We start from the raw sequence: 26,645 nt of genomic DNA, 5'->3' as shown, positions 1-26,645 counted from the left end.
ACTAACCAGCGAAACAACACGACCGGTTTATATTTAGCCTTTCCAACGTCTGCTGAACTTGTTATTACCGCTGATGTAGTCAACAATTGAGGCCAGAGGGGCTTGGTGCTGTGGCTCGAAAAGCGGCATTTACCCCTGATAGAAATTCGCCCGAAAGAAGGGAATTATGACTACCGCAACGCAGCCTCAACAGTTTGAAGCGTGGAAGGGATTTGAGTCCGGTCCATGGACCGAGGGCATCAACGTCCGCGACTTCATTCAGCGTAACTACACGCCGTACGACGGCGATTCCAGCTTCCTGGCGGGCCCGACCGAAAAGACCAAGCGCGTCTGGGAGACCCTGGAGAAGAACTACCTGTCCGTCGAGCGCGAAAAGCGTGTCTACGATGTTGACACCCACACCCCGACCGACATTGACGCTTTCCCGGCCGGCTACATCTCAGACGACGATGACGTCATCGTCGGTCTGCAGACCGATACCCCGCTGAAGCGCGCCATGATGCCGTTCGGTGGCTGGCGCATGGTCAAGCAGGCCATCGCCGAAGCAGGCAAGGAAGTCGACCCTGAGGTGGAGAAGATCTTCACCCGCTACCGCAAGACCCACAACGATGCGGTCTTCGATATCTACACCCCGCGCATCCGCGCTGCTCGTTCATCACACATCATCACCGGTCTGCCGGATGCTTATGGCCGTGGCCGCATCATCGGTGACTACCGCCGCGTGGCTCTCTACGGTGTGGACTACCTGATCGAGGAAAAGCAGGCTTCCCGCGATTCCGTCGCAGACGCTGGCTTCTCTGAGCACTGGGCACGCTTCCGCGAGGAACACTCCGAGCAGATCAAGGCCCTGAAGAAGCTCAAGAAGATGGCTGAGTCCTACGGCTTCGACATCTCCAAGCCGGCTAAGACCGCTCACGAGGCAGTACAGTGGACCTACTTCGGCTACCTGGCATCCATTAAGTCCCAGGATGGCGCCGCAATGTCCATCGGCCGCCTGTCCGCCTTCTTCGATTGCTACTTCGAGCGCGACCTCGCCGCTGGCATCATCACCGAGGAAGACGCCCAGGAAATCATCGACTCCCTGGTTCTCAAGCTGCGCATCGTCCGCTTCCTGCGCACCATCGATTATGACCAGATCTTCTCCGGCGACCCGTACTGGGCAACCTGGTCTGATGCTGGCTTCGGCAACGACGGCCGCCACATGGTCACCAAGACCTCCTTCCGTCTGCTGCAGACCCTGGTAAACCTTGGCCCCTCACCAGAGCCAAATATCACCATTTTCTGGGATCCAAAGCTGCCAGAGGGCTACAAGGAATTCTGTGCCCACATCTCGATTGAGACCTCCTCCATCCAGTACGAGTCTGACCGCCAGATTCGTGAGCAGTGGGGCGACGACGCCGCAATTGCCTGCTGTGTTTCCCCGATGGAAGTGGGCAAGCAGATGCAGTTCTTCGGCGCTCGTGTGAACGCCGCTAAGGCTCTGCTTTACGCCATCAACGGTGGCCGCGATGAGGTAACCGGCAAGCAGGTCGTAGAAGGCTACGAGCCCATCAAGGGCGATGGCCCGCTGGACTTCGATGAAGTTTGGCAGAAGTACGAAGAGATGCTGGACTGGGTTGTTGGCACCTATGTTGAGGCCCTCAACATCATCCACTACTCTCACGACAAGTACGCCTACGAGGCAGTCGAGATGGCGCTGCACGATTCCAATATCGTACGCTCCATGGGCTGCGGCATCGCCGGTCTGTCCATCGTCGCCGACTCCCTGGCTGCTATCAAGTACGCCAAGGTCACCCCGGTCCGTGACGAGACCGGCCTGATTACGGACTACGTCACCGAGGGCGAGTTCCCGTTCTATGGCAACGACGATGACCGCGCCGATGACATCGCCGCAACCATTGTCCACACCGTGATGGAAAAGATTAAGGCCATCCCGATGTACCGCAATGCCATCCCAACTCAGTCCGTGCTGACCATTACCTCGAACGTGGTCTACGGCAAGGCAACAGGCGCCTTCCCGTCGGGCCACAAGGCCGGCACGCCGTTCTCCCCAGGCGCTAACCCTGAAAACGGTGCCGACAGCCACGGCATGGTTGCTTCCATGCTGTCCGTTGGCAAGCTGGATTACAAGGACGCCTTGGACGGCATCTCGCTGACCAACACCATTACTCCTTCCGGATTGGGCCGCACCCCAGAAGAGCGCATCACTAACCTGGTGGGCGTTCTGGATGCCGGCTTCATCATGGAGAAGTAAAAACCACTCAACCCTCAACCATCTCGAAAAGGAGAAAATCATGGCAACCCCAACTTTCGAAGACCGTATGTCAGCAATGAAGGCAAACCGCGATGCACACCAGATGAACTCTGGTCTGTACCACGCCAACATCAACGTGCTGGACAAGTCCACCCTCGAGGACGCCGTTGAGCACCCAGAGAAGTACCCGAACCTCACCGTTCGCGTCTCTGGCTACGCTGTCAACTTTGTCAAGCTGACCAAGGAGCAGCAGCTCGACGTTATCTCCCGCACCTTCCACCAGGGTTCTTAATCATGGCTGATGGCGTTACTGGTGTTGTCACCCTCTCTCCGGAAGAAGGAGAGCGTGTCCGCGGCGTAGCTGCGGGCCTGGGAGATAATGCACAACTCGATGACATTACCCGCCCGGAGCTCATGGAGGCGCGCCGTACCGGCGATATCGCCCTCGTGCACTCTTGGGAGCTCGTGACCGCCGTCGATGGCCCGGGAACCCGCATGACGATGTTCATGTCCGGATGCCCACTGCGCTGCCAGTACTGCCATAATCCAGACACCTGGGAGATGAAGACCGGCACACTGGAGCGGGTCGAGGATGTGGTCAAGCGCATCAAGCGTTATAAGCCCATCTTCCAAGCTTCCGGTGGCGGTCTGACCATCTCCGGTGGCGAACCCCTCTTCCAGATTTCCTTCACGCGCCGCGTGCTTAAGGAAGTCCACGATGCGGGTATTCACACCACCATCGATACGGCTGGGTACTTGGGCTCGCGCTTGCGGGACGAGGACCTAGACAATATCGACCTCGTGCTTCTCGACGTCAAGTCGGGCGACGAGGAGACTTACCGCAAGGTCACCCAACGCCAGCTCCAGCCAACACTGGACTTCGGCGACAGGTTGAACAAGATAGGTAAGCCGGTATGGATCCGCTTCGTAGTGGTGCCTGACCTCACGGACTCGCCAGAGAACGTGGAAAATGTGGCCAATATCGTGGCGCGTTGGAAATCTAACGTCGAACGCGTCGAGGTCTTGCCCTTCCACAATATGGGCAAGGACAAGTGGGAAGGCCTAGATATGACCTACCAGTTGGCAGACACGAAGCCGCCAAAGCCGGAGGACGTGGAGAAAATCCGCGACGTCTTCCGCTCGAAGGGCTTGGAAGTCTACTAGCCTGGGAGGGCATGACCGACTACCGCCGCTTTGGCCACACAATTAAAGAGCACCACCTAGAAGTCCCGTGGGATTATTCCAATCCCCACGGGACTTTTGGGCTTTATGCCCGCGAAATCATCCCGCCCGGCGGAGAGGGCCTGCCCGCGTTGCTTTACCTCCAGGGCGGGCCTGGTTTCCCAGCACCCCGGCCGCTGACACCCAGGGGGCTTATTGGCAAGGCACTGGAGCGGTACCGCGTGATCCTCATGGACCAGCGCGGCACCGGCCGATCGCACCGCATCGATGCATTGAGCCCGGCCGCGGAGCGCACCGCAGCGCACTTGGCGTTGCTGCGCCAAGATAATATCGTCCGCGACGCCGAGCGTTTGCGCGAGCACCTCGGCCTGGAGAAGTGGTCACTTTTTGGCCAATCTTTCGGTGGCTTCTGCATTACCGCCTACCTATCCCAGGCGCCCGAGCACATTGAGCATGCATTTTTCACCGGTGGCATCCCCACGCTGAAGGGTGCAGACGATCTATACCGCGCCACTTTTAGCAAGCTCAAGGCCCGCCAGCAGCGTTTCTACCGCGAATTCCCGTGGGCCCAGGACCGTATCGAGGAGATCATCTCCCACTTGGACAATTCGGATGAGTGCCTTCCCACCGGAGAGCGTCTGTCCTCGCTGCGGTTTCGCACCATCGGTATTGAGCTCGGCCGCGGCACCGGTTTTGATTCGCTGGCTTATCTGCTGGAAGAGCCTTTCCGCACCGTGGCAGGGGAGAAGCGGCTGCGCGGCGATTTCTTGGTGGACGTCGGCCAGCGCGTGAGCTTTGCAGACGGCCCGCTGTATGCCGCTATCCATGAGTCAATCTATGGCGGCGCCGGTGGGCAGGCCGTTACTCATTGGGCGGCGCATCGTGTGCGCGAGGAATTCCCGGAGTTTGCGGAGTCCGGCACGTGGTTGACTGGCGAGCATATCTTTCCCTGGCAGTTCGACGAGGACCCTGCTCTGCACGCGTTTGCCGACGCCGCCCACGGCCTCGCCCGCCACGAATTCTCCCCGCCCTATGCGCTCGGTGAGGTGCCGACCACGGCCGCGGCCATATATGTCGATGATATTTTCGTTCCGCTCGAAGAATCCTTGGCTACCGCCGCCCACCTGGGGGACCTGCGGCCGTGGATTAGCAACGAGTTCCAGCACAACGGCATTCGCGAAGACGGTGCGACCATCCTGGGCAGGCTTTTTGCGCTTATCGACGATCACTAGCGTTTCGCTATTTCCTATGCGAAAATATTGGTGATTGTCACGACATTTAGGGAGATATTTTGATCGCCACCATAGTTATAGTCCTCATCCTGTTGCTTATCTTGGGAACCCTCTTTGATGGCTATTTCATCGTTCGCACTCGCGAAGCTGCCATCTTGGAGCGCTTGGGTAAATTCCAAAAGGTGGCGCATGCTGGCCTGCACTTCAAGATGCCGTGGGTAGACCGCGTACGCGATAAAATTTCGCTGCAGGTGCGCCAGCTGGATGTGATGGTGGAGACCAAGACCAAGGACAATGTCTTCGTCCAGATCCCTGTGGCCGTGCAATACGAGGTAGTTGAAGGCCGAGAGCGCGAGGCATATTACATGCTCTCCAACCACGAACAGCAGATTGTGGCCTACGTGCAGGATAATGTTCGCTCCTCCGTGGCGAATATGGACCTGGATGATTCCTTCTCCTCCAAGGACACCATTGCTCGCAATGTTGCGGCTTCCCTGCGCGATAATATGGCCGAGTACGGCTGGAACTTTGTCAACACCCTGGTTACCGATATCCGCCCCGATTCCCGCGTACGCGAGTCCATGAACTCCATTAACGCGGCGCAGCGTGAGCGTGAAGCGGCCGTCGCCCAAGCAGAGGCCGAGAAGATCCGCGTGGTCAAAGAGGCCGAGGGTGCTGCCGAAGCAAAGAAGCTGCAGGGACGCGGCGTTGCGGACCAGCGCAAGGAAATCGTCGAGGGCATTGCCCAGCAATACGAAATGCTTCGCGACGCCGGCGTGGAAGAATCCCCCGAGGCGCTCATGCTGGTCTCTCAATACCTCGACGCGATGGTCGATGTCTCCCACAACGGCCAGGCCTCTGTGCTGTACATGCCCTCCAACCCGCAGGGCATGGGTGACCTCTTTAGCGGCATGCGCGACGTGCTCATGGCCAACCGCGCCCTCGACTCCGCCGAGGGGGCGCCTCAGCACCGCCGCCCGCAGCCGCACAAGCCATCCCGCGCCGAGGAAATCGAGCGCGAGTCCAAGCATCAGGCAGAGCGTGCCAAGCGCGAAGCCATCGCTGCCTCCCAGCGTGCTGAGCAGGAGCGCTCCGAGCAAAATCGCGGTGAGCAAGAGTCGCAGCAGGGTCAGCACCCCACCGCGCAGCCCCAGGCTGCTCGCGAGTACTTCCAGCAGCTGCGCGACCAACTCAAAAACGAGGACTAGCCCTGAGCATCGATAACCTCTTTGACGCCTATACCGCCCAGCGCGGTATTACCCGCCGCGCAGAAGTTGTACCCGACCACGAGTGCCAGATTTTCCCCGCCGAGACCAGGGCTGCCTCACAAGTCGATGCCTTAAACGCTGCCCGAAGCCTCGTTCACGACGTCCTTTCTTCCGACCAAGAGCATGAGCCCCAGCGCGACGGGGACAATTCCGACAACAAGTAGGTAGGTCCGCTCCGCACCCGCCGAGGAAGGGTCATACAGCGTCGACAGCGTTCCCGCTAGCGAGGTTCCAATGGCCATGGTGAGAAAATACAGCGCGGAAAAGCGCGTCGCGTACGCTCGCGGCGCGTGCGCGGCCGATGCCGCCATGCCCACCGGCCCGATGAATAGCTCGCCGAGCGACATCAACAAGATGGTCATGGCCAACACCACAAATGGCGTTGAATTTTCTCCGCCCCCGACGAACGGCAACAGCACAAACATTCCGGAACCTGCCACCATGATGCCTACGGCCATCAGCACACGCCGCGAGCATGCCCACCGAGACATGCTCGCCGCCAGCGGTAGGGACAAAACCAGGATGAACAGTGGATTGAGTGATTGCGTCCATGCCGCCGGAATCTCAAACCCGCCGACCATGCGGTCTACACGTTGATCCGAGTACACGGCTAGCACCCCGTAAATCTGCGGCTGGAGAGTCCAGTAGGCCGTCGAGCAGAAAAAGAGCGGGATATACGCCAGAACCTGCTTCCGCTCCGGCACGCTGACCCGCGGGGATCGCAGCATGCTGGCGAAGAGGGTGAGAGCGGCCGCGAACGTCGCAAAGAGCAAAAGCATAGCCAGCTTGTCTGGTGGAACCGTCACCGCGACCGCGACGCTGCCCACTACAGCCACCACAGCTACCGCCGCGGCCTTGCCTGGCGCGGCAGTAGGGTTGGGAGGCCGGGTGTCGAACTCCGTGACTACCCGCTGGCGCAATAACCCGTAGAAGACACACCCGCAGCACATGAGGCCTGCGGCTGCGAGGAAACCGGCATGGTAGCCGTGCTTTTGTGCCAGCCAGCCCGTGAGCATCGGTCCGAGTAAAGCGCCAATATTTATCCCCAGGTAAAAGATTTGAAAAGCCCCATCCCGTGCGCCGGCTGTGGGAGGAAAAGCCGCGCCCAGAATGGTAATTGCCGCCGTTTTAAGCAGCCCTGAACCCAGCGCAAGCGGCAACAGTCCGGCCACGAGGCCCGCCATACCAGGCACGAAGGACAGCGAAAGGTGCCCGCACATGAGCAGACTCGCGCCGGCAAGCAACGTGCGTTCGGCACCTAGGAGCCGGTCGCTGACCCACCCGCCCACGAACGTGCACAGGTAGAGCAGACTGCCGTAGGCACCGACGAGCGCCGTGGCCTGCGCCTGGTCCATGCCGAGTCCGCCGGAGGTGGAATAGAGGTAGTAGGCGAGGATGGCCTGCATGCCGTAGAAGCTAAAGCGCTCCCACATTTCAATTCCGGCGATAGCCGGCAAAGCCACCGGTAAACGCCGAATTGAACGATGTTTAATAATTGTCATAAAAGCACTATAACGGCCGAAAGTCTGTGATAAACCTAAAATCATGGATATTTCAGCGGAGGACATTGCCGCTCTCGACGCACGCCACATTTGGCATCCCTACGCCGAGCCAGGCGAGCCCACGCTTGTGGTGGACTCGGCCGCCGGCGTTTATTTAACACTCGCAGATGGCACCACGCTTATCGACGCCATGTCTTCCTGGTGGGCCGCCGCCCACGGCCACGGCCACCCGCGGCTCAAGGCGGCAGCGAACGAACAAATCGAGAGGGTGAGCCACGTCATGTTCGGCGGACTCACCCACGAACCGGCTACGCGGCTTACTCGTAACCTCATGGAATTAACGCGTGGTAATTTTGAGCAGGTCTTTTATTCCGATTCCGGATCTGTATCGGTAGAAGTAGCCATCAAAATGGCACTGCAGTATGCCCGTGGCGCAGGGCACCCAGAGCGCTCCAAGATGTTGACGTGGAGGTCGGGGTATCATGGCGATACCTTCGCGGCGATGAGCGTGTGCGATCCCGAAGGCGGCATGCACTCGATGTGGACCGGTACCTTAGCGCAGCAGATTTTTGCCCCGGCGCCGCCTACTCGCGGGGCTAGCCCGGCCGAGCGCGCGAACTATCTGCGCGAGCTGGAAGCGTGCATCACGGAAGAAGTTGCGGGGCTAATTATTGAACCTGTAGTCCAAGGCGCGGGTGGCATGCGCTTTCACGACCACGAGCTGGTCCGCGGGGCCCGAGAAATCTGTGACCGCCACGGTATCGTGCTCATCGCGGACGAAATCGCCACCGGGTTCGGCCGCACAGGTGAACTCTTTGCCACCCAAGCCGCTGGCGTTGTGCCAGATATCATGTGCGTTGGCAAGGCGATGACCGGCGGTTTTATGACCATGGCTGCCACGCTCGCCACCGCGAAGGTGGCCGAGGGGATGAGTCCGCGCGCGCTGATGCACGGACCAACATTTATGGCTAATCCACTCGCTTGTGCCGTTTCGGCCGAGGCAACTGCGCTCATTTTGGAGGGCAATTGGCGCGAGCAGGTAGCCGGCATCGAAAAGCAGCTGCAACGAGGGTTTGAGGGCCTGTCCGAGGAACCTGGGGTAGCCGACGTGCGCGTACTTGGCGCCATAGGTGTGGTGGAAATGGAATGCGATGTAAATATGTCCGCAGCGACGGCCGCAGCCGTAGCCCAAGGTGTGTGGTTACGTCCGTTCGGCCGGTTGATTTATATCATGCCGCCGTTTATCAGCACCGCAGATGAAATAGCGCAAATGTGCCGCGGCGTGCGCGCTGCGGTGGCAGGAGGACGACAGTGATAATTTACGTGACGGGGACGAATACTGACGTCGGTAAGACTGTGGCCACGGCCGCGCTCGCCAGCGCGTTCAAGCAACGCGGCCGCGAGGTCATCTACGCCAAACCGCTGCAGACGGGAGAGCCGGAGGGGAAGGGGGATGCGGCGACCGTCGGCAAGCTGGCGGGGGTGGAGGTAGCAGAGATGGTGCGCTTTCCGGAGCCACTGGCGCCGAATCTTTCTGCGCGCCGGGCCGGCATGGGCCAACCCAGCCTGCAGGAACTTAAAGAGTGGATTGCCTCCCTTGACGCACCCGGCCGTGTGGTGCTCGTGGAAGGCGCCGGCGGGCTCCTCGTGCGTTTAACGGACGCCTATACGCTTGCCGACGTCGCCGATAAGCTCCTCATCGTCACCTCCCTTAACCTAGGAAGCCTCAACGCGGCCGAGCTGACCGTGCGCGAGGCACAACGCCGTGGAATTGAGGTGCTCGGGCTAGTTGGTGGCTCGCTGCCGGCCGATCCGGACTTGGCTACGCGCCTGAACCTGGAGGAGATGCCGGAGGTGACAGGCTGTACGTTGTGGGGCAGCCTGCCGGAGGGCATGGCGCGCATGGCACCGGCCGAATTCGCGCGGGTAGCCGCGGAAGTCTACGCGGACTTTGTCGAGCACGCCGAGTAGCGCTACCTCGCAGAGGCAGCGCTAGCGGACCCAACGAACCTTGCCATTGACTCGGGCAAGGCGCCCACGCAGCGGCGGGGCATTCGGATCATCTTGGTTGACCCCGTTGTGATACGGGCAGCACACCGTGAGGTTGTCCATATTGGTCAGTCCTCCGTGCTTCCAAGCCTTCAGGTGATGGATCTGGGCCTTGTCCGCAGGGTGGTTGCACGGCGGCCACGGGCAGGTAGGGTTTTCGGCCGCGGCCATCTGCCGCTGTTTCTCGGTGGCGTAGCGCGAGGTGCGATACAGGTTGACGGGGCCTTTAACGGGATGGATAAGGGTGGCTAGTCCGTGCTCGGTGAAGGTGCGCTCGACCAACTCGGCGCCGGTAATCGTGGCGCCATTAGTCAGCCGCAGGGTGACTTCTTCACCGTCGCCGTCCAAGATGCGGTCCAGCGCGTTGAGCGGGATGATGACGTTGGTTGTGGTGCGCGCCGAAGGCGCACCCGTGCCGCGAAGGAGATCGCGCAGGGAATCGAGTGGGCGCGCGGGGTCGAGCGCGGCGTCAAACTCCGCGAGGAAGGCCGAGGGGGCGGTAATCCGCATGGTCCAGGGGCCATTCGGGCGGCGAAGGAGCTGGACCCCTTCGCGGGGCGGCGTGCGGCGCGGGCGGAGGTCGCGCAGGCGTTGCTTGGCGCGGCGGGCGATTTCAGAGGCGGGGCCTCGCAGGCGGCACAGCTCTACCCGCAAGTTCCACGCATCGCGCTGTGTGCGCACGCGGGAGACATATTTTTCAATCAGCTTGAGCGTTATGAGGTCATGGTGGCGAGCGGCCGTGGTGGCGTGGCGTTGCTTCCGGCTGAAGCGGGTTGGGCCGTAATAAACTGCGGCAAGCGCGCGGAGGTTGCGAGCTTCTACATCTGGTAGACCCAGCTCGATGAGGGCGCGCTCAGACAGGCCGCGGGCCTCGGCGAGGATATCCATCGCCGAGGCTATGTGGGAGGCATAAGCCTTCAGTGCGCTCATGGCCGCAACTCTAAACAGGACCGGCAGTAGAACCGAGTCGTAGACGGCCGCAGCTGTGGATAGCTTGTTTAAGTGTCAACTGCCTGCGGTGGGCGGAAGTGGCACAAAGGCGCGAAACGAGCGCGCTTTAGATCGCTACCACCGTGCTAGAAAGGCCCCCGGATCGCGCGCAGTTGCGCAATTGCACCGTACGGCCAGGCTGTGGATAAGGAGACCGGCCCGGTCAATGCGTTCGTCACTGCGCTGGACGACGCCGCGCTAGCTTAGGCCCTTCATCACGCGGGCGACGTGGCCGGTGGCCTTGACATTGTAGTGCGTCTGGCCGATGGTGCCGTCCGGCTCGACCAAGAAGGTGGAGCGGATGACGCCCTGGACGACCTTGCCGTAATTCTTCTTCTCGCCAAAGGCACCGTAGGCGGTCATAACGGACTTATCCGGATCCGACAGGAGCGGGAAGTTCAGCTCATGGTCCGCGCGGAATTTTGCCAGCGCCTCTGGCTTATCGGGCGAGATGCCTACGACGGCAATATTGAGATCATTGAGCTGCTCCAAGGAATCACGGAAATCGCAGGCCTCCTTGGTGCAGCCCGGGGTATTGGCGCGGGGGTAGAAATAGACGAGTACGCGTTGGCCTGCGTAATCGGCGAGGGAAACGGTGTTTCCGGCGTCGTCGGCGAGCGCAAAGGCAGGGGCGGTATCTCCAACGTTCAATCGGTTTTCAGTCATGGTTCCCACCATACTTACCGGCTGGGCTGCACGCTTTTGCACCGGCGGGGTAGAATGATCCCGTTAAGAGCGAACCTAAGTTAAGAGGAGAACTTCGTGGCACGCAATATTGAAGACATTCAACGCGATATCGAGCGCACTCGCCGCCAGCTGGCCGGCACCCTGGACGAGCTTGCGCAGCGCAGCAAGCCGCAGAACTTTGCCAACGAGGCCAAGACCGCGGCTACCGATAAGCTGCAGGACCGCAACGTGCAGATGGCCCTTGGCGGCGTCGGCGCCGCTGTGGTTGGACTAATTGCTTTCTCGATCTTCCGTTCTCGCCGCCGCAAGAGCGACTTGAAGGAGCTGCAGCGCCTGCTGTCCGAGCGCCACTAATTACTAATTAAGGAAGTCCCCGCACACCGCGGGGACTTTTTTCGTAGGCTGGGTTGGGATGAAGACACCAATCCCTTTTTATTTGCAGGAAATCCTCAATAAGGTGCGCGATAATCGCGACGGCACCGTGGCGGATTATATTCCGGAGTTGGCTAAGGCGCAGCCCGAGTACCTCGGCGCCGCGATGTGCACCACCACCGGCCACGTATATTCCGCGGGCGATGATGAGGTGGAATTTACCCTGCAATCCCTGTCTAAACCGTTTGTTTACGCACTGGCGCTGCAGGAGCTCGGCCTTTCCGCGGTGCGCGAGATAGTGGGCATGGAGCCTTCGGGGGAGGCTTTCAATGAGCTTTCGCTCAACCGTGATGACCACCGGCCGGTCAACCCCATGATCAATGCGGGCGCGATTGCGGTCACGCAGTTGATTAATGGCGTGGATTCGGAGCCGGCCGCGCGCGTGGAGCGACTGCGCACCTATTTCTCCCGGTTGGCAGGCCGCGACTTGCTTATCGACGACGCCATGCGCTCCTCCGAGCTCGATGTCAGCGAACGCAACCTTTCGCTAGCGCACATGCTGCGCAATTACGACATCATCCAGGACGAAGCGCACGATGCGGTCTCGACGTATATCGAGCAGTGCTCGATTGTGGTGACGGTGCGGGACTTGGCAGTGATGTCGGCAACCTTGGCCAATGGTGGGGTGCAGCCGGTAACGGGAGACAAGATTTTGGATGCGGACGTGTGCCGATTGACGCTGTCGGTGATGAGCTCGGCCGGCATGTACGACGGCGCCGGCCGGTGGATGGCCGAGGTGGGAATCCCGGCGAAGTCGGGTGTTTCAGGTGGCCTCTTGGGTACTCTGCCTGGCCAGCTGGGTGTGGCGACGTTCTCGCCGCGGCTGAACAAGGAGGGCAACTCGGTGCGCGGGGTGGATGCGTTTAAGTTGTTGTCGAAGGATATGGGCCTGCACCTAATGTCTACGGATGAGCGCTATGGCGTGAACCCAGTGCGCAAGGTGGAGCAGGATGCCGAGCTGACCGTCATCTATCTGCAGGGCCTGATTAACTTCAACGCGGCCGAGACCATCTTGTACGAGCTGATGGAGTCGGATTTTGGCGAAGGCACGGTGGTGCTCGAGCTATCGCATATCACCGGTACGAACCGCATGGGCCGGCGCATGCTGAAAGAGGGGCTGCGCCGAATTCGCGAGTCCGGCTTCGATATTGCGATTGTGGATCCGGATGGAGAGTTGGAAAACCGCACCATGGCGGACGGAACTGAGGTGCCCAAGGGAGAGCCGGAAGACTACACGATCAACGGCGAACCCGTTTAGGTTTGGGTTACCTTACTTAGTCAGGTTAGGATGTCCTATGTAAGGCCCATCGCGGCTGCTGCGAGGGCATCCAACAACCAAGGACTAAAAATGGCTCATACCCCCTTCAAGGTGATGGCGGTTGTGGCGGCATCGGCAACCGCACTCGTCGGCTGTGGCGCAGCTGAGGAAGTAACTGGCGGCTCCAGTGGCGATGCCGAGTTCTCCTTCACCGATATCACCGGCCGTGACGTGGAACTGGATAACGCTCCCGATCGCGTGATTTTGGGGGAGGGCCGATCGATTTTTGCCACCGGTGTACTCGACCCCGATAATCCACTGGACAAGGTCGTTGGCATCGGTACGGATCTCAAGCAGAACGTGCCGGATTACTACGCGGCGCTGGAAAAAGAACTGCCGTCCGTAAACGAGGTTCCAGAGATCGGCGGCTTTGCCAAGGGCGATGTCACCGTAGAAAAACTCGTGAGCCTAGACCCGGACCTCATTGTGCTCTCGCTGGATCAATACGATGCCTCCCGCGAAGCTGGCCTGACCGACAAGATGGACCAGGCTGGTTTGAAGTATGCGGTCACCGACTTCCGCCGCGACCCGCTGGAGAATACGCCTAAGACTATGGACATCTTCGGCGAGATCTTCGGCCAAGAGGAGCGCGCTGAGGAATTCAACGCGGACTGGCAAGAGACGGTGGATCTGGTTGAAGACCGCGCAGAGAAGGTAAAAGATAAACCAAAGACCTTCGTTTGGAGAGCAGCAGGTGTCTCCGATTGCTGCGGTTCGTGGAACGATTCCAATATCTCCCAGCTGGTCAACGCGGCCGGCGGCGAGAATATCGGCGATAAAGTCATTCCGGGCGAGTCCGGCACAATCACCCCGGAAAAGGTCCTGGAATCTGACCCGGATATGATCATCGCCACCGGTGGCGATTGGTCCGAGATGAAGGACGATGAAGGCCACCCTGTCGGATACGCTGCAGTGGGCTACGGCATTGATGAAAAGGAAGCCAAGGGCAGCATCGCGAAGCTGCCGGAGAAGCAGGCTGGCTTCGATAAGCTGCGTGCGGTTAAGGAGCACCACCTGCACAGCATGTGGCACCAGTTCTATGATTCGCCGTTTAACTACCTGGCACTGCTGCAGGTGGCGGAGTGGATCGACCCGGAGGCGTATGCCGATATGGACGTCGCCAAGCAGTGGATGGATGCGCAAGAAAAGTACTCGCCGGTCTCCGGCGAGGGAACCTTCTTTAGCACCAACTAATGCAGGGCGCAGAGGTAGCCGCCCTCGCGCGGCAACATAAGAAGTTAACCTGGCAACGCATCGGCATCGTTGCGGGCCTGACGCTGATTGCGGCCGTGGCCTTTATTATCAGCAACTTTGTGGGCGCGATTGATATCAGCCCGGCCGAGGTCATGAAGGGCATCGTGAATCCCGCGGGGCTGGATGACCAGACGCGCACGGTGCTGTGGCAGCTGCGCCTGCCCATGGCCGTGATGGCCGTGCTCATCGGCACGGCCCTGTCTTTGGCTGGCGCGGAGATGCAGACCATCCTCAATAACCCGCTGGCTGAGCCTTTTACCCTCGGCATTTCTGCGGCCGCCGCGTTTGGCGGCGCCACCTCCATCGTGCTCAAGTGGCAGCTGATTGCGCAGCCGCAGTTCAACCTGGCGCTGATGGCGTGGCTTGCTGCCGCGGTGGCTACGGCCATTATTGTTATCGCGGCCGTTATCCGCGGCGCGAAGGCGGAGACCATGGTGCTGTTGGGCATCGGCTTGGTGTTCTTCTTCCAAGCCATGCTGGCGCTCATCCAGTACCAGTCCTCGGCCGAAGCGCTGCAACAGATCGTCTTTTGGTCCATGGGCTCACTTACCCGCGCCAATTGGGCGGCCAACGGCGTACTGGCCGCCGTGCTGATTATCGCCCTGCCCATCCTATGGGCGCTGGGCTGGCGCCTTACTGCCTTGCGGCTTGGCGACGCCCGCGCTACCGCCATGGGAATCAATACCTCCCGTCTGCGCGTTGTAGTGCTCATCGTGGTTTCGCTCGTTGCGGCGACCACCGTGGCCTTCGCAGGCATCATCGGCTTCATTGGCTTGGTGGGCCCGCACATCGCCCGCATGCTGGTGGGCGAGGACCAGCGCTACTTCTTGCCGGCCTCCATGGCGGCGGGCGCGGCCGTGATGTGTGCCGCGCATGCGGTGAGCCTGATGATTAAACCAGGCTTGGCTATTCCTATTGGTATCGTTACTTCGCTTCTGGGCGTGCCATTCTTCATTGCTATCGTCATGACCCGAAGGAGGGCACTGTGGACGTAGAACTGACAATTTCCGGCCTAAGTGCGGCCTATGGCAAGCATCGCGTGCTGGAGTCCGTGGATGTGGAAAAGCTCCACGGCGGGCAGCTAGTTGGCCTTTTGGGGCCGAATGCCTCCGGCAAGACCACGCTTATCAAGTCCCTAGCCGGCGTGCACCGCGGCTGTGACGGCGAGGTGGATTTCCGCGTCGATGGCACGGCCCCGCGCGGCAAGCGACGCCGCCAGCTTATCGGCTACGTGCCACAGGACCTTACGAGCACGGCCGCGCTGCGGGCCTTTGAAGCCGTGCTGATTTCCGCGCGCCGGGAGGCCTGCGAAGACCCGATTACACGCACGGGTGAGGTGCTGCACTCCTTGGGGCTGGACGCGATTGCTTCGCGCTACCTCAATGAGCTCTCTGGTGGCCAGCGTCAGCTTGTGGCGGTGGCACAGATGCTGGTGGGCAATCCAGGCCTCATGCTTCTCGACGAACCCACGTCCGCCCTCGACCTCCATCACCAGATCTTTGTCTTGGATGAGGTCCGTGCCAAAGCGCAGCGCGATGGCAGCCTGGGACTTGTGGCCATCCATGACATCAACCTGGCCGCGCGCATGTGTGACCAGCTGGTGGTGCTTAAAAAGGGTCATATTCGTGCTCAAGGTAGCCCTGCGGACGTTCTCACGGGGGAGCTCGTGGAAGGCGTGTATGGGGTAGAGGCGGACGTCGTCCAGCATGGCGGCGCTCCACTCATTGCCCCGTTGCGGGTGAGATAGCACAAGGCCGGGTAATCGCCCGGCCTATTTTATTAGTTTTAGTGGTGAGCCATCAGGCATCTGGTTTCTTGGCGCCGTGAGCACATAAGTCATGTGCGGCGCGGTGACAAGGACGGGTTAAGGGTCAAAAAGTGTGTCCGGAATCGCGGATTTTCACGGATTGACCTGTAGGTTTCCGGAAAGTATATGCTCCGGAAGCATATATCTAGCCCCCGACGGGAAATCCTCGGTGTGGCAGCCGTGATGTGCTATGCGCGGCGTGGTGTGGTGTCGCAATGTCGAAGAACCAACCACGCTGCCACTGCGGCGGTGAAATGAAACGCAACGGCACCACCAGCAAAGGCACCACCAGATGGCGCTGCAAACAATGCGGCGCCTCCAGCGTCAAACGTCGAAACGACATCACCAACGCGGCAGTGTTCACCCAGTTCATCGAGCATTGCACCACCGCAATATCACTCGACGACCTAGCCAAACGAAACGGTGTTAGCCGCGCCACCATGAAGCGGCGCTTCAAGTGGTGCTGGCTCGTTGATGTGCCTGACCCCACCGCCGGCCACCACAAGCGGATCTACGACCAGGTATTTCTCGATGGCACCTACACCGCCGGTGGCTGCCTGATCGTCGCGGCGACCATCGACCACGTGATCGCCTGGCACTGGTGCAAACACGAAACCACCCGCGACTACCAACTGCTGCTTGAACGCATCGAAGCCCCACTCATCGCCGTCATCGACGGCGGCCAAGGCGCATACAGCGCAATCAAAAAGTGCTGGCCGACTACGAAAATTCAACGCTGCCTCGTCCACGCCCAACGTGTGGTCCGCCGCTACACCACCACCAACCCACGCACCGATGCCGGGCGCACCATCTACCGACTTGCGCTGAAACTGACCCGGATCACCACACTGGATGAAGCCGCCGCGTGGGGTGTGCAACTGCACGAGTTTTCAACGATCTACCGGGAATGGATGAACGAGAAAACCATGATCAAAGACCCCAAAACAGGTGCATGGACCCGCGTGTGGACCCACCACAACGTGCGCAAGGCCTACAACAGCCTCAACCATCTTTGGCGGTCCGAGATGCTGTTTGTCTACCTCAACCCGCCAGCAGGAGTCCTTGCGCCCGAGCGGATCAAATCCACCACCAACAGCTTAGAAGGCGGCATCAACGCCCAGCTCAAACTGCTCGCCAGAACCCACCGCGGCAGATCAGGCGAACGACAACGCCGCATGCTGGATTGGTGGCTCTACTTAAAAACGGAACTGCCTGACGATCCAGTACGAATCGCCAGGCAGTCCGACTGGGGCCAGGGCCAACTCGCCAAAGTATCCACCCTGACCCAAACCGAGAACCAAGCCGACCACGAAACAGGACGCCCAGCCCTCTACGACAACGCTATCGACACCGACTACACCCACTCAATCGGCATTCAAAAAGGCCAAATCTAACCCCCGCGACACGCCGAGCCAGACACACATTTTGACCCTTAACCCACAAGGACTGGCTCATAAAAAGAAAAATCTCGAGGTGCCGTTCTAAAAACAACGCCTCGAGATTCGTATTGTGCGCCATCAGGGAATCGAACCCCGAACCCACTGATTAAGAGTCAGTTGCTCTGCCAATTGAGCTAATGGCGCATTGTTGACTTCCTGCCGTGTGGCTCTCTGTGCAACGAGTAGATACTCTAGCAGCCATTCTTTAAAAGTGTAAAATCGCCTGTTCAAAGCGGTTTTTGAAGGGTGTATAACAAATTGGTTAATGCCTGAAGTGGCTTCTGGTAATTGGCGGAGGGAGACGCTAATCTATGTTGGTCTTTGAAAGCAGCAATTACGTGTCTAAGGGCAACTCAGTGAAAAATTCCCTCCCTATCGCGCGCCGTCTCGTAGCGGCCGTGGGCGTTGCGTGCATTTCCCTAGCCGCCGCCTCCTGCTCCTCTGATTCCTCAGCCGAGAATCAGGCTGCCGACCAAGAATCCACCGCCGCCGCACATGCGGATGGAGACAAGGACGGCGGCAAAGAGTCCGACAAAAAGAAAGACGGCCTTGTAGCCTCCGTAAAGGCCGGGGCGACGGATGTAGATCCGTCCAAGCCAGTCACCGTGGAGACCACGGGCAAGCTCAAGAGCGTCACCATGACCAATGAAATGGGCGTGGAAGTTAAAGAAAAGCTCTCTAAAGACGCCAAGACGTGGTCTACTGCGGAGGACTTGGGCTATAACCACACTTATTCCATCGTGGCCTCCGATGTAGATGGCAACAAGAAGAGCCTCAGTTTTTCCACCCCGCAAGCAGCGGGTGTTGCCGAAGTCTCGCTTTCCCCTATTCCGGATTCTGAAGTCGGCGTCGGTCAGGTTATTGGGGTGAATTTCGGTGTGCCAATTACGGACCGGAAGGCGGCTGAAAAGACCATTACTGTGAGCACTAACCCCAAGGTGGAAGGCGCTTTCCACTGGGTCAATAACCAGGAGGTGCGCTGGCGTCCGAAGGATTACTGGGAGCCGGGCACTAAGGTTGAAGTAAAGGTGGACCAGTATGGCAAGGACCTAGGTGGGGGAATCTATGGCGGTGAAAACGCCAAGACGAATTTCACCATCGGTGACCGCACGGTGGCCATTATTGATAACGCCACCAAGACGATGAAGGTCTTTAAGAATAAGAAGTTCTTGCGTGCCATCCCGGTCTCGCTTGGCCGCGATTATCAGTACGATACGCCCAATGGCCGCTACGTTATCGGCGATGAGCACCCGCAGCTAGTCATGGACTCGGAGACCTTTGGCCTAGCCCATGACGCGGGCGGCTACCGCACGACCGTGGACTGGGCTACGCAAATGTCTTATTCCGGCATCTATGTCCACTCCGCTCCGTGGTCCGTGTGGGCGCAGGGCAATACCAATACGTCCCACGGTTGCGTCAACGTGACGCCGGAGGCTGCGCAGTGGTTCCAGGAGACGATGAAGCGTGGCGACGTGGTGCGGGTATTCAACACCTACGGCGAGACGCTTAATGCGTTGGACGGTCTCGGTGACTGGAATATGTCCTGGGACGAGTGGTCTAAAGGTAACACGGACGCTAATCAGTAGCGGCTAGGGGCCGCGCAAGGCACAAGCGCATGGCTACAGTGGTGGCCATGCGCTTTTCTGTTTTGGACCGCGGGGCAGCCGGCCCACTGGATCAGGTGGCCGAACACGCCCGGCACGTAGAGAAGTTAGGGTTTCAGCGCTTTCTAGTGGCCGAACATCACGGTGTGCCGGGAATACCAGCGGGGCAGCCGGGGATGCTCGCGGCGCACGTTGCGGCACAGACGCAGCGCATTCGGGTGGGCACGGCCGGCATTATGTTGCTCAATCACCCGCCGTTTCTGGTGGCCGAGCAGATTAATCTCCTCGAGGCGCTGTATCCCGGGCGCATTGATATAGGGATTGGCTCCTCCGTCGGGTTTACCTCGCCGGTGCGAAAGGCGCTGCGCCAGGGGGAACCGGCCGAGGTGAAGCAGCGCTTCAAGGCGGAGCTAGCCACGCTCTTGCGCTACCTGCGCGGCGAAGAGGCGGTGACGGTCAGGCCTGAGTATAGGGGCACCCCGCTCTATGTTTTGGCGGGCTTTCGCTCGGCAATGGTGGCGGCAAAGTTGGGACTTGGTGTCATTCTGGGCGGTCCTGTAGCCACGCAGGAGGCCGCTGCGCGAGTGTATCGCGAACATGCGCTTGCCGACGCCCCGCCTATTATCTCTTCGCTCAATATCGCCGTTGCCGAGACGTCCGCGGCCGCCCGTGATCTCTTGTTGCCGGAAGCCTATGCGAAGGTGCGAGCGCAATCGACCGGCGAGTTCGCGACCTTGCGGCCGGCGGGCGAGCTGGACATGGATGCCCTCACGGGGCAGCAGCGACGGCGCATTGAGGAGGCGTTGGCCCATGACGTTTGGGGAACGGTGGAGGAAGTGAGGGAGGAACTAAGGGGCGTCGGCAAGCGGCTAGGCGTTAGTGAGTTTGTGGTCACCGGAGATATGCCAGATATTGCCGGCCGGGCTCGTTCGGAGGAGCTGCTGGCGAGCATGCAGGTAGAAAACTGAAAAAGCCCGAGCGCAAGGCTCGGGCACTTGGGGTGGCTGACGGGACTCGAACCCGCGACACCCAGGATCACAACCTGGTGCTCTACCAGCTGAACTACAGCCACCATCGCTGCTTTAAAGCAACGAGATATAGGTTAACTCACGCCGCCTAAATTACAAAAACGCCTGGTAATCTGCGGTGGTTTCCGCCTTTATCTGTTCCGCCTCGGGGGAGGTAGGGCCCTCATCGGTGCGGAAGACGCTGCGGCGGTAGAAGTCTAGCTCGCGGATGGATTCGATGATGTCCTGCAGTGCGCGGTGGACCATGCCTTTATCGGGCTGGTTGAAATAGGCGCGCGGGTGCCAGCGGCGGGCAAGCTCCTTGATGGTGGACACGTCGATCATGCGGTAGTGCAGGGCACTATCGAGCCGGGGCATATAGGTGCGGATGAAGGTGCGATCAGTGGCGATGGAATTGCCGGCCAGGGGAGCGGGGTGCTCCGGATCGCAGTACTCGTTGATGAGCGCAAGTACGGCATCTTCGGCCTCGCCGATGGAGGTGGTGGACTCGCGGATTTCTTTATCCAACCCGGAATTGGCATGCATCTCGGTGACGAAGGAATCCATCTGTGCCAGCTCCTCCTCGGTGGCGTGGACGACCAGATCGATGCCCTCTCCCAGGATGTTGAGATTGCCATCGGTGATGACGGCGGCGACCTCGACGATGACATGGCGCTCGGGGTCCAGGCCGGTCATTTCCAAATCGATCCAAACGAGGCGGTCGTGCTTTGCGGCAATGTCGGAATGTGGCATGCGGCCCATTCTACTCCCGCCTCCTTTTACCCCTAGATGGGGTACGGGCGGGGTTGTTCTGGAGGGGTGATTGTCACTGGGTAGGGCGGCCTTCCCGTGAGTGTGTTTCTGTTCTGCATAAAAATAATTGGTGATTTGCCTCATATCGTAGTGTGAGTTAGGGCATACTCTGGGTTATCGCTCTTCATTCGGGAGGTGCGACAGACTTAGGAGAGAGCAGATGGCAAACTTCCTCGATGCCCTCAATACCGTAATTTGGTCCCCTGTCTTGGTGTTTTTATGCCTCGGCGCGGGTATTTATTTCACCGTGGTGACACGCGGTTTGCAGGTGCGCTGCATTCCGGACATGCTCAAACAGATCGTGAACGGAGAAAAATCCGCAGACGGCGTTTCTTCCTTCCAATCCTTGATGGTCTCGCTATCTGGCCGCGTGGGTGTGGGTAATATCGCCGGCGTGTCCACGGCCATTGCCTTCGGTGGACCTGGTGCCGTGTTCTGGATGTGGGCAGTGGCGCTTTTGGGCTCGTCCACCTCGTTCATTGAATGTACGTTGGCCCAGATCTACAAGGAAAAGGACCAGGACACCGGCGAATACCGCGGAGGGCCTGCGTACTACATCGAGAAGGCCTACAAGCACACTAAAGCTGCACCCTTCATGGTGGTCTACGGAATCGTCTTTGCCGTCGCCATGATCCTGGCAACCAGCTACTTCCTTCCCGCAATTCAGGCCAACGCGGTAGCTGCCGCGGCCGATACCGCGTGGGGCGTGAACTCTACCTGGGCGGCCGTTGTCCTGGCGGGCATTTTGGCCATCATCATTATCGGTGGCGTGAAGCGTATTGCGAACTTCGCCACCATCGTCGTGCCCTTTATGGCGGTTATCTACATTGTGATTTCTGTGGTGGTCATGTGCATGAACTTCTCGCAGATTCCAGAGGTCTTCGGGCTTATCTTCAAATCTGCTTTCAATATGGAAGCCGGCTTCTCCGGCATGCTCGGCGCGGCCATCATGTGGGGTGTAAAGCGCGGCATCTACTCCAATGAGGCCGGTCAAGGCACCGGTCCGCAGTCCGCTGCAGCCGCTGAGGTTTCCCACCCAGCTAAGCAGGGCTTCGTGCAGTCCTTTGCGGTCTACGTCGATACGCTCTTTGTCTGTTCGGCTACCGCGTTCATGATCATTTCTACGGATATGTACACCGTCTTCCGCGGTAGCTCCGAGGATGGTGAAGTGGTCTACCACGGTTCGCTGCCAGAAGGCGTTGAGGTGGGGCCTGGCTATGTGCAGTCCGGTCTCGATAGCGTCTTTGCAGGATGGGGACCCACCTTCATCGCGGTCTCCATTGCCTTTTTCGCCTTTACGACGGTCCTAGCGTACTACTACATGTCCGAGGTTAACCTGACCTATTTCAACCGGTGGGTACGCTCCCGCGCTGCTCGCCGTGGCCTGATTTGGGTGCTGCGCGCGCTGATTATTGTCTCCGTCATCGTCGGTGCTACCACCAGCCCGGGGGCGGCGTGGGCGCTCGGTGATATCGGCGTTGGCACGACGGCATGGCTTAATATCATTGCCATCCTCTTCCTCCAGGTTCCTGCCATCAAGGCACTCAAAGACTATGAGAAGCAGAAGAAGGCTGGCAAGGATCCGCAGTTCGACCCCGAGGCCTTGGGAATCAGGAATGCAGACTTCTGGGTAGAGCGCAAGCGAGCACGCGGCGAGGACAGCGTGCTCAAAAACAAGGATCTAGAAGACGCCGGGGCTTAGCCCATCTTGGCGTAGAAGCTGCCCACCAGCGGTGCAATTACCGGGGTGGGCAGCACTTGGCTGAGGCTATTCATAGCCTTCGACAAGGGCCCTGGCACCACGCGGCGCTGGTTGCGGCGCATCGCTGCAATTGTTTCTTGGGAGCAAGACTCATAGGTGGTCCACAAGAAATCCGGAACTACCTTGTCCACGATTGATTGGTCTTCTTCGGCGATGGTGGCCTCGCGCACTGGGCCGGGGGCGAGCAGGGTGCAAGATACGCCGGAGCCCTTTAGCTCGTAGTGTAGGGCCTCTGTAAACGCATTAACGCCAGCCTTGGTGAAGACATAAGTGGCGTTATTGGGGATGGGGATATTGCCCGCGGCAGAGCCGACATTGCAAATGGCGCCGCTGCGGCGCGGCAGCATGTGTTCCAAGGCGGCCCGCGTGAGGTGATGGACAGCAGTGCCATTGAGCTCAAACTGGGTGGTCTCGTAGGACCAGTCCTGGTCCATGAAGGGGCCGAAGCTGGCGATGCCGGCGGAATTAACCAGGATCGACACCTCGTGGGTGGCGATGGTGTCGGTTACGCGGGCGACGTCGTCAGCCACGGCGAGATCCGCCGGTAGGGCGATGGCGTCAATATTGTGGCGCTGCTCGAGCTCCGCAGCAATGGACTCCAGTAACTCGCGGCGGCGGGCCACGAGGATGACGTTATAACCCAGGGCAGCGAAATCCTGTGCCATGGCTTTGCCAATGCCTTGGCTGGCTCCCGTGACGAGGGCATAGGAGGTGCGGGAGGGGGCGGGAAGCGACATGGTTAATCCTTTCCGGGATGGGGCATGGTGAGACCTAGCGTAAACAAAAAGCCTTGAAGCGGCGAGAAACTCGGCGCCTCAAGGCTTCGCGCGGTGCCCCCAGCAGGATTCGAACCCGCGACACATGGGGTAGAAACCCACTGCTCTAATCCACTGAGCTATGGGGGCTTATGACCCACTCATAGTAGCCCACGACGGCGGGGAAACCTAAGCCAGGGTGCGCTGCGGGGCGCGCAGGATGTCTACCAAGTCTTGGGCGGCAGCGGTCAGCTCGCGATCCGTGCGGTAGGCCACGATGGCGTAGTAGTGCGGCAGCTCATCGGAAATTGGGCGGTTGATAATGCCCTGTGGCTGCACAGCAGGTGCGCAATTGGGCACGATACTTACGCCTAGGCCACTGGAGACCATGGGAATGGCGCTATTGAGGCTGGCTACCTCCTGGGTCCTTTCTGGCTTGAGGCCAGGGCGGCTATTCCACAGGTCGCTATAGAATTCTGCTAGCTCAGGAAGCTCGCGGCTGCGCGGCGGAATGAGCCAGGTTTCGCCGCGCAGGTCCGCGAGCGAGACGGGAGACTCAAGCCCTGCAAGGCGTTGGGGTAGGGCGACGGAGTAATCAAACGTGGCCACCTGGTGGATGGTGAGCTCGTGGGCGTAGCGGCGGAGGAAGGCTTTCGGGTCGGATGTCGGCAAAAGCGCTAGGTCTACCTGGCCATCCAGCAGGCGTTTGATGGCGGTGGCCGGCGCGGCGTCGTCCAGCGAGATAGTGGCAGTGGGGTAAATCCGCTTCAGTTCGGCCAGGGCGGAAGGGGTAAATTCCCAGTTCAAAATGGGGGCGGAGGCGAGGGAAACGGTGCTGGCCTTGTCGCCGGTGATTTCGCTGATATGGCGCTGGGTTTCGTTCAGTAAAGCGTCAACCTTGACGGCCGTTTCATAGACATAATCGCCGGCCTCCGTGGTGGAGACGCCGGAGCGCCCGCGCGAAAGGAGCTGGGCATTAAGTTCCTTTTCTAGCTTTCGTATGGAAAGGCTCAGGGACGGCTGGGTCATGTCGAGGGACTCGGCAGCGTGCGTGAAAGAGCCATTGTCTACAACGGCGCGAAAATAAAGAAGTTGACGGGTGTCCATAAGCTCCATCATGGCACATGTAAAGACAAAATGTGTGTTAGGTGGGGAACTAGGTTGCGCTATACAATGCGCACTATGGCAAATGAGCAGGTTAACAGTGTAAATAAAGCGGGGAAGAAACCTCGTTCTTCCTGGGGAATTTATGTCGCAGCGATGCTTATTGCCGGCTTGATCGCTGGTTTCATTTCCCTGTTTCTCCTCGCTGATTCCCTAGCGGCCCTGGGAATTCCGGACCCCGGCCGCATTACCACCTTTGGCCTGCCGCTCTTTCGCGGCTTGGCTTGGATACTCATGGCTTTGTCCATCGGCTCGTTCCTCGCCTCGTCGTTCCTCATTGCTCCGCGTGGAGACAACGCTGCGCTTATCGACGCCCCCTTGTCCGTCGACGGCCACATCGCCGCGCGCACAGGTACCTGGGCTTCCTTTGGTGTGGCGGCCGTGGGGCTAGTGGAAATTCCGCTCATTATGTCCGATCTCACCGGAGCGCCATTTTTTCAGGTATTTGAACCTTCCACTATGAAGATGGCGTTGACGGAAATTTCTACCACCATTGTGTGGGGAATCTCCGTACTCATCGCCCTTGTCGTGGGCGTTCTTGGCCTGTGCGGTCGTGGCTGGTCGATGCAGCCGGTGCTGCTTTTCTTGTCCATCTTGCAGGTTGTGCCCATCGGCATGGAAGGCCATTCCGCGGCTGGTGGTGACCACGACTATGGCACCAATTCGCTCCTGTGGCACTTGGTCTTTGTCATGCTGTGGGTAGGCGGGCTCATGGCGCTAATCGCCCATGGTCGGCGCCTTGGCCCCAATCTCGCCTTTGCGGTAAAGCGTTACTCCGGCATTGCCTTCATGGCCATTGTGGTGCTGGCAGTATCGGGCTTGATCAACACCCTCATCCGCATGAATATCTCCGATTTGGTGGATTCTGCCTACGGCATCATCTTGATCACTAAGTTCGTACTCACGATTTTGCTGGGAATCTTCGGCCTTGCTCACCGCGAGCTCACCATCCCGCAGCTGGGCAAGGATCCGCGCCTTTTTATTCGTATCGCCATTGTGGAAGTAGCGGTTATGGCCGGCACCATTGGCGTGGCCATTACGCTGGGTCGCACCGTGCCCCCAGCGCCGCGCGATCCGAACCTCAACTCGATGCAGATTTTGATGGGCTATGAGCTCTTTGAAAAGCCCACGGTGCTCAATGTGTGGACCATGTTCCGCTTTGACATCATGTTCGGCACCATTGGCCTGCTCTTGGCCGCGGCGTATGGCTACTGCGTCTACCGCGTGCATAAGCGTGGCCTGACGTGGAATAAGGGACGTACTGCATGGTTTATGAGCGGCGCGTTGGGTATGACCCTCGTGATGTCTACCGGCCTGGGACTTTATATGCCAGCGATGTACTCGATGCACATGTTGGTACATATGATTTTGTCGATGGCGGTACCGCTTCTGCTCGTCCTTGGTGCACCACTGACCCTGCTTATGGAGGCCTTTGAGCCTGGGCCAAAGGGTCAGCCGAGCCTGCATGACTATGCGCTGGCGGCCACCCAATCTAAGGTCGTCGCGTTTATTACCAATCCGTTTGTCAATCTCGTGCAGTACCTATTTTTCCTGTACGTGTTGTATTTGTTCCCGAGCCTGTATCAATTTGCCATCTCGGAACACGCAGGCCACCTCATTATGAACTTTGCGTTCATCGTTTCTGGCTGCTTCTACTTTTGGGAAATCATCGGGCCGGACCCGCTTCCCAATCGTCGATCTACCCCATTCCGCTTGGCCGTGCTATTCCTTTCCATGCCGTTCCACCTTTTTGCTGGTGTATATCTCATGCAGCTGCAAAGCGTGCTGGGTGCCGACTTCTATCAGTATTTGGACCTGCCGTGGGATCAGGATCTGCTCCAAGATCAGCGCGTGGGCGGCGGCATTGCGTGGGGCTTTGGCCAGTTCCCGCTGGTCATCGTCTTTGGCAAGCTCTTCCTGGATTGGCTGGGCGATGACCGTGCTACCGCCCGCCGCCATGATATGCAGGCGGATGCGGACGATGATGCCGAATTGGAACGCTATAACGCGATGCTGCAGGATATGGGACACGGCGATGAATCGAGCTTCCGCGGGCGCTAGCCTGTGGATAACCGTTTAAAAATCTCCCCAAACTCTGTCCTTCGTTGACGGATACAACAAGTTAT

General features: G+C 59.4%; 23 protein-coding genes and 3 tRNA genes. 17 read left to right on the top strand and 9 right to left on the bottom strand.

From position 1 onward, the window contains the following. Positions 1-166 precede the first annotated feature (166 nt). From pflB to ACP8J1_RS09615, 5 genes are read left to right on the top strand one after another with little or no spacing between them, the layout of a single operon-like run. A complete protein-coding gene (gene pflB, locus ACP8J1_RS09635) occupies positions 167-2,254 on the top strand; it encodes a formate C-acetyltransferase (protein ID WP_023020871.1) in 2,088 nt (695 codons plus the stop codon). A gap of 40 nt (positions 2,255-2,294) precedes the next feature. Beyond that, positions 2,295-2,546, top strand: a complete 252-nt coding sequence (gene grcA2 / locus ACP8J1_RS09630) for an autonomous glycyl radical cofactor GrcA2 (RefSeq protein ID WP_005323969.1) — start codon at positions 2,295-2,297, stop codon at positions 2,544-2,546. 2 nt (positions 2,547-2,548) lie between these two features. Then, positions 2,549-3,418 carry a pyruvate formate-lyase-activating protein gene (gene pflA, locus ACP8J1_RS09625; protein ID WP_023020872.1) on the top strand — a complete coding sequence of 290 codons (870 nt, stop codon included), beginning with the start codon at positions 2,549-2,551 and terminating at the stop codon, positions 3,416-3,418. A gap of 11 nt (positions 3,419-3,429) precedes the next feature. Continuing rightward, positions 3,430-4,668: an alpha/beta fold hydrolase gene (locus ACP8J1_RS09620; RefSeq protein WP_023020873.1), complete on the top strand. Its 1,239-nt coding sequence runs from the start codon at positions 3,430-3,432 to the stop codon at positions 4,666-4,668. 59 nt (positions 4,669-4,727) lie between these two features. Next, entirely contained in the window at positions 4,728-5,876 is a 1,149-nt protein-coding gene (locus ACP8J1_RS09615) for an SPFH domain-containing protein (RefSeq protein ID WP_023020874.1), read from the top strand. Between the two features lie 131 nt (positions 5,877-6,007). Here the strand turns inward: ACP8J1_RS09615 and ACP8J1_RS09610 are convergent, their stop codons facing one another. Next, positions 6,008-7,438, bottom strand: coding sequence for a peptide MFS transporter (locus tag ACP8J1_RS09610; protein WP_034655505.1), 1,431 nt, complete (start codon positions 7,436-7,438; stop codon positions 6,008-6,010). Between the two features lie 43 nt (positions 7,439-7,481). On the opposite strand from ACP8J1_RS09610, the gene ACP8J1_RS09605 reads away from it, so the two are divergent. Both ACP8J1_RS09605 and bioD read left to right on the top strand, forming a co-directional pair. Then, positions 7,482-8,753, top strand: a complete 1,272-nt coding sequence (locus ACP8J1_RS09605) for an adenosylmethionine--8-amino-7-oxononanoate transaminase (RefSeq protein ID WP_023020876.1) — start codon at positions 7,482-7,484, stop codon at positions 8,751-8,753. After that, on the top strand, positions 8,750-9,409 hold the full coding sequence (bioD, locus tag ACP8J1_RS09600; RefSeq protein WP_023020877.1) for a dethiobiotin synthase: 660 nt from the start codon (positions 8,750-8,752) through the stop codon (positions 9,407-9,409). Before ACP8J1_RS09605 ends, bioD begins: the two co-directional genes overlap by 4 nt. 21 nt (positions 9,410-9,430) lie before the next feature. Here the strand turns inward: bioD and ACP8J1_RS09595 are convergent, their stop codons facing one another. Further along, positions 9,431-10,417 (bottom strand): HNH endonuclease signature motif containing protein, encoded by a 987-nt coding sequence (locus ACP8J1_RS09595; RefSeq protein WP_023020878.1) that lies wholly within the window; start codon positions 10,415-10,417, stop codon positions 9,431-9,433. Between the two features lie 258 nt (positions 10,418-10,675). Continuing rightward, a complete protein-coding gene (gene bcp / locus ACP8J1_RS09590) occupies positions 10,676-11,143 on the bottom strand; it encodes a thioredoxin-dependent thiol peroxidase (protein ID WP_005327287.1) in 468 nt (155 codons plus the stop codon). A 96-nt stretch (positions 11,144-11,239) separates the two neighbouring features. Between bcp and ACP8J1_RS09585 the strand changes: the two genes are divergently transcribed. The 6 genes from ACP8J1_RS09585 to ACP8J1_RS09560 all read left to right on the top strand — a co-directional run bounded on the left by ACP8J1_RS09585 (position 11,240) and on the right by ACP8J1_RS09560 (position 17,369). Further along, positions 11,240-11,518, top strand: a complete 279-nt coding sequence (locus tag ACP8J1_RS09585) for a DUF3618 domain-containing protein (RefSeq protein ID WP_023020880.1) — start codon at positions 11,240-11,242, stop codon at positions 11,516-11,518. Between the two features lie 58 nt (positions 11,519-11,576). Further along, positions 11,577-12,854 (top strand): glutaminase, encoded by a 1,278-nt coding sequence (locus tag ACP8J1_RS09580; protein ID WP_023020881.1) that lies wholly within the window; start codon positions 11,577-11,579, stop codon positions 12,852-12,854. A gap of 90 nt (positions 12,855-12,944) precedes the next feature. Then, entirely contained in the window at positions 12,945-14,108 is a 1,164-nt protein-coding gene (locus tag ACP8J1_RS09575) for an ABC transporter substrate-binding protein (protein WP_023020882.1), read from the top strand. Then, on the top strand, positions 14,108-15,163 hold the full coding sequence (locus ACP8J1_RS09570; protein ID WP_023027896.1) for a FecCD family ABC transporter permease: 1,056 nt from the start codon (positions 14,108-14,110) through the stop codon (positions 15,161-15,163). Before ACP8J1_RS09575 ends, ACP8J1_RS09570 begins: the two co-directional genes overlap by 1 nt. Further along, positions 15,154-15,915, top strand: a complete 762-nt coding sequence (locus ACP8J1_RS09565) for an ABC transporter ATP-binding protein (protein ID WP_023020884.1) — start codon at positions 15,154-15,156, stop codon at positions 15,913-15,915. Before ACP8J1_RS09570 ends, ACP8J1_RS09565 begins: the two co-directional genes overlap by 10 nt. Before the next feature lie 275 nt (positions 15,916-16,190). After that, the gene (locus ACP8J1_RS09560) at positions 16,191-17,369 is read left to right on the top strand and encodes an IS256-like element IS1249 family transposase (RefSeq protein WP_005323424.1); all 1,179 of its coding nucleotides are present in this window, start codon (positions 16,191-16,193) and stop codon (positions 17,367-17,369) included. A 116-nt stretch (positions 17,370-17,485) separates the two neighbouring features. On the opposite strand, the gene ACP8J1_RS09555 is transcribed toward ACP8J1_RS09560, so the two are convergent. After that, positions 17,486-17,558 (bottom strand) — tRNA-Lys (locus ACP8J1_RS09555). 167 nt (positions 17,559-17,725) lie between these two features. Between ACP8J1_RS09555 and ACP8J1_RS09550 the strand changes: the two genes are divergently transcribed. Then, positions 17,726-19,000, top strand: a complete 1,275-nt coding sequence (locus tag ACP8J1_RS09550; protein ID WP_023020885.1) for a L,D-transpeptidase — start codon at positions 17,726-17,728, stop codon at positions 18,998-19,000. A gap of 29 nt (positions 19,001-19,029) precedes the next feature. Next, positions 19,030-19,986 carry an MsnO8 family LLM class oxidoreductase gene (locus ACP8J1_RS09545; protein ID WP_023020886.1) on the top strand — a complete coding sequence of 319 codons (957 nt, stop codon included), beginning with the start codon at positions 19,030-19,032 and terminating at the stop codon, positions 19,984-19,986. Positions 19,987-20,014: 28 nt separating this feature from the next. On the opposite strand, the gene ACP8J1_RS09540 is transcribed toward ACP8J1_RS09545, so the two are convergent. Both ACP8J1_RS09540 and orn read right to left on the bottom strand, forming a co-directional pair. Then, positions 20,015-20,090: transfer RNA gene (locus ACP8J1_RS09540), tRNA-His, on the bottom strand. A gap of 49 nt (positions 20,091-20,139) precedes the next feature. Further along, a complete protein-coding gene (orn, locus tag ACP8J1_RS09535; RefSeq protein ID WP_023020887.1) occupies positions 20,140-20,787 on the bottom strand; it encodes an oligoribonuclease in 648 nt (215 codons plus the stop codon). 211 nt (positions 20,788-20,998) lie between these two features. Here orn and ACP8J1_RS09530 point away from each other — a divergent pair, with 211 nt between their 5' ends. Further along, positions 20,999-22,540 (top strand): alanine/glycine:cation symporter family protein, encoded by a 1,542-nt coding sequence (locus ACP8J1_RS09530; RefSeq protein WP_023020888.1) that lies wholly within the window; start codon positions 20,999-21,001, stop codon positions 22,538-22,540. Here the strand turns inward: ACP8J1_RS09530 and cmrA are convergent. From cmrA to ACP8J1_RS09515, 3 genes are all read right to left on the bottom strand, one after another. Beyond that, positions 22,537-23,337: a mycolate reductase gene (cmrA, locus tag ACP8J1_RS09525; protein ID WP_023020889.1), complete on the bottom strand. Its 801-nt coding sequence runs from the start codon at positions 23,335-23,337 to the stop codon at positions 22,537-22,539. The genes ACP8J1_RS09530 and cmrA overlap by 4 nt on opposite strands. 94 nt (positions 23,338-23,431) lie before the next feature. Further along, a tRNA-Arg gene (locus ACP8J1_RS09520) sits at positions 23,432-23,505 on the bottom strand. A gap of 39 nt (positions 23,506-23,544) precedes the next feature. Further along, positions 23,545-24,462, bottom strand: coding sequence for a LysR family transcriptional regulator (locus tag ACP8J1_RS09515; RefSeq protein ID WP_023020890.1), 918 nt, complete (start codon positions 24,460-24,462; stop codon positions 23,545-23,547). Between the two features lie 66 nt (positions 24,463-24,528). Between ACP8J1_RS09515 and ACP8J1_RS09510 the strand changes: the two genes are divergently transcribed. Further along, the gene (locus ACP8J1_RS09510) at positions 24,529-26,580 is read left to right on the top strand and encodes a bifunctional copper resistance protein CopD/cytochrome c oxidase assembly protein (protein WP_023020891.1); all 2,052 of its coding nucleotides are present in this window, start codon (positions 24,529-24,531) and stop codon (positions 26,578-26,580) included. Positions 26,581-26,645 lie beyond the last annotated feature (65 nt).

This window comes from Corynebacterium sp. LaCa_205 (assembly GCF_057458085.1).
The sequence above is the reverse complement of the archived record's forward strand: the minus strand, read 5'-3'. Positions and strand labels throughout refer to the sequence as shown.

Coding starts and splice junctions, on each gene's coding strand:
- pflB (WP_023020871.1), top strand. CDS start 167: ATGACTACCGCAACGCAGCCTCAACAGTTTGAAGCGTGGAAGGGATTT.
- grcA2 (WP_005323969.1), top strand. CDS start 2,295: ATGGCAACCCCAACTTTCGAAGACCGTATGTCAGCAATGAAGGCAAAC.
- pflA (WP_023020872.1), top strand. CDS start 2,549: ATGGCTGATGGCGTTACTGGTGTTGTCACCCTCTCTCCGGAAGAAGGA.
- ACP8J1_RS09620 (WP_023020873.1), top strand. CDS start 3,430: ATGACCGACTACCGCCGCTTTGGCCACACAATTAAAGAGCACCACCTA.
- ACP8J1_RS09610 (WP_034655505.1), bottom strand. CDS start 7,438: ATGACAATTATTAAACATCGTTCAATTCGGCGTTTACCGGTGGCTTTG.
- ACP8J1_RS09605 (WP_023020876.1), top strand. CDS start 7,482: ATGGATATTTCAGCGGAGGACATTGCCGCTCTCGACGCACGCCACATT.
- ACP8J1_RS09595 (WP_023020878.1), bottom strand. CDS start 10,417: ATGAGCGCACTGAAGGCTTATGCCTCCCACATAGCCTCGGCGATGGAT.
- bcp (WP_005327287.1), bottom strand. CDS start 11,143: ATGACTGAAAACCGATTGAACGTTGGAGATACCGCCCCTGCCTTTGCG.
- ACP8J1_RS09580 (WP_023020881.1), top strand. CDS start 11,577: ATGAAGACACCAATCCCTTTTTATTTGCAGGAAATCCTCAATAAGGTG.
- ACP8J1_RS09575 (WP_023020882.1), top strand. CDS start 12,945: ATGGCTCATACCCCCTTCAAGGTGATGGCGGTTGTGGCGGCATCGGCA.
- ACP8J1_RS09570 (WP_023027896.1), top strand. CDS start 14,108: ATGCAGGGCGCAGAGGTAGCCGCCCTCGCGCGGCAACATAAGAAGTTA.
- ACP8J1_RS09560 (WP_005323424.1), top strand. CDS start 16,191: ATGTCGAAGAACCAACCACGCTGCCACTGCGGCGGTGAAATGAAACGC.
- ACP8J1_RS09550 (WP_023020885.1), top strand. CDS start 17,726: ATGTTGGTCTTTGAAAGCAGCAATTACGTGTCTAAGGGCAACTCAGTG.
- ACP8J1_RS09545 (WP_023020886.1), top strand. CDS start 19,030: ATGGCTACAGTGGTGGCCATGCGCTTTTCTGTTTTGGACCGCGGGGCA.
- orn (WP_023020887.1), bottom strand. CDS start 20,787: ATGGGCCGCATGCCACATTCCGACATTGCCGCAAAGCACGACCGCCTC.
- ACP8J1_RS09530 (WP_023020888.1), top strand. CDS start 20,999: ATGGCAAACTTCCTCGATGCCCTCAATACCGTAATTTGGTCCCCTGTC.
- cmrA (WP_023020889.1), bottom strand. CDS start 23,337: ATGTCGCTTCCCGCCCCCTCCCGCACCTCCTATGCCCTCGTCACGGGA.
- ACP8J1_RS09515 (WP_023020890.1), bottom strand. CDS start 24,462: ATGGACACCCGTCAACTTCTTTATTTTCGCGCCGTTGTAGACAATGGC.
- ACP8J1_RS09510 (WP_023020891.1), top strand. CDS start 24,529: ATGCGCACTATGGCAAATGAGCAGGTTAACAGTGTAAATAAAGCGGGG.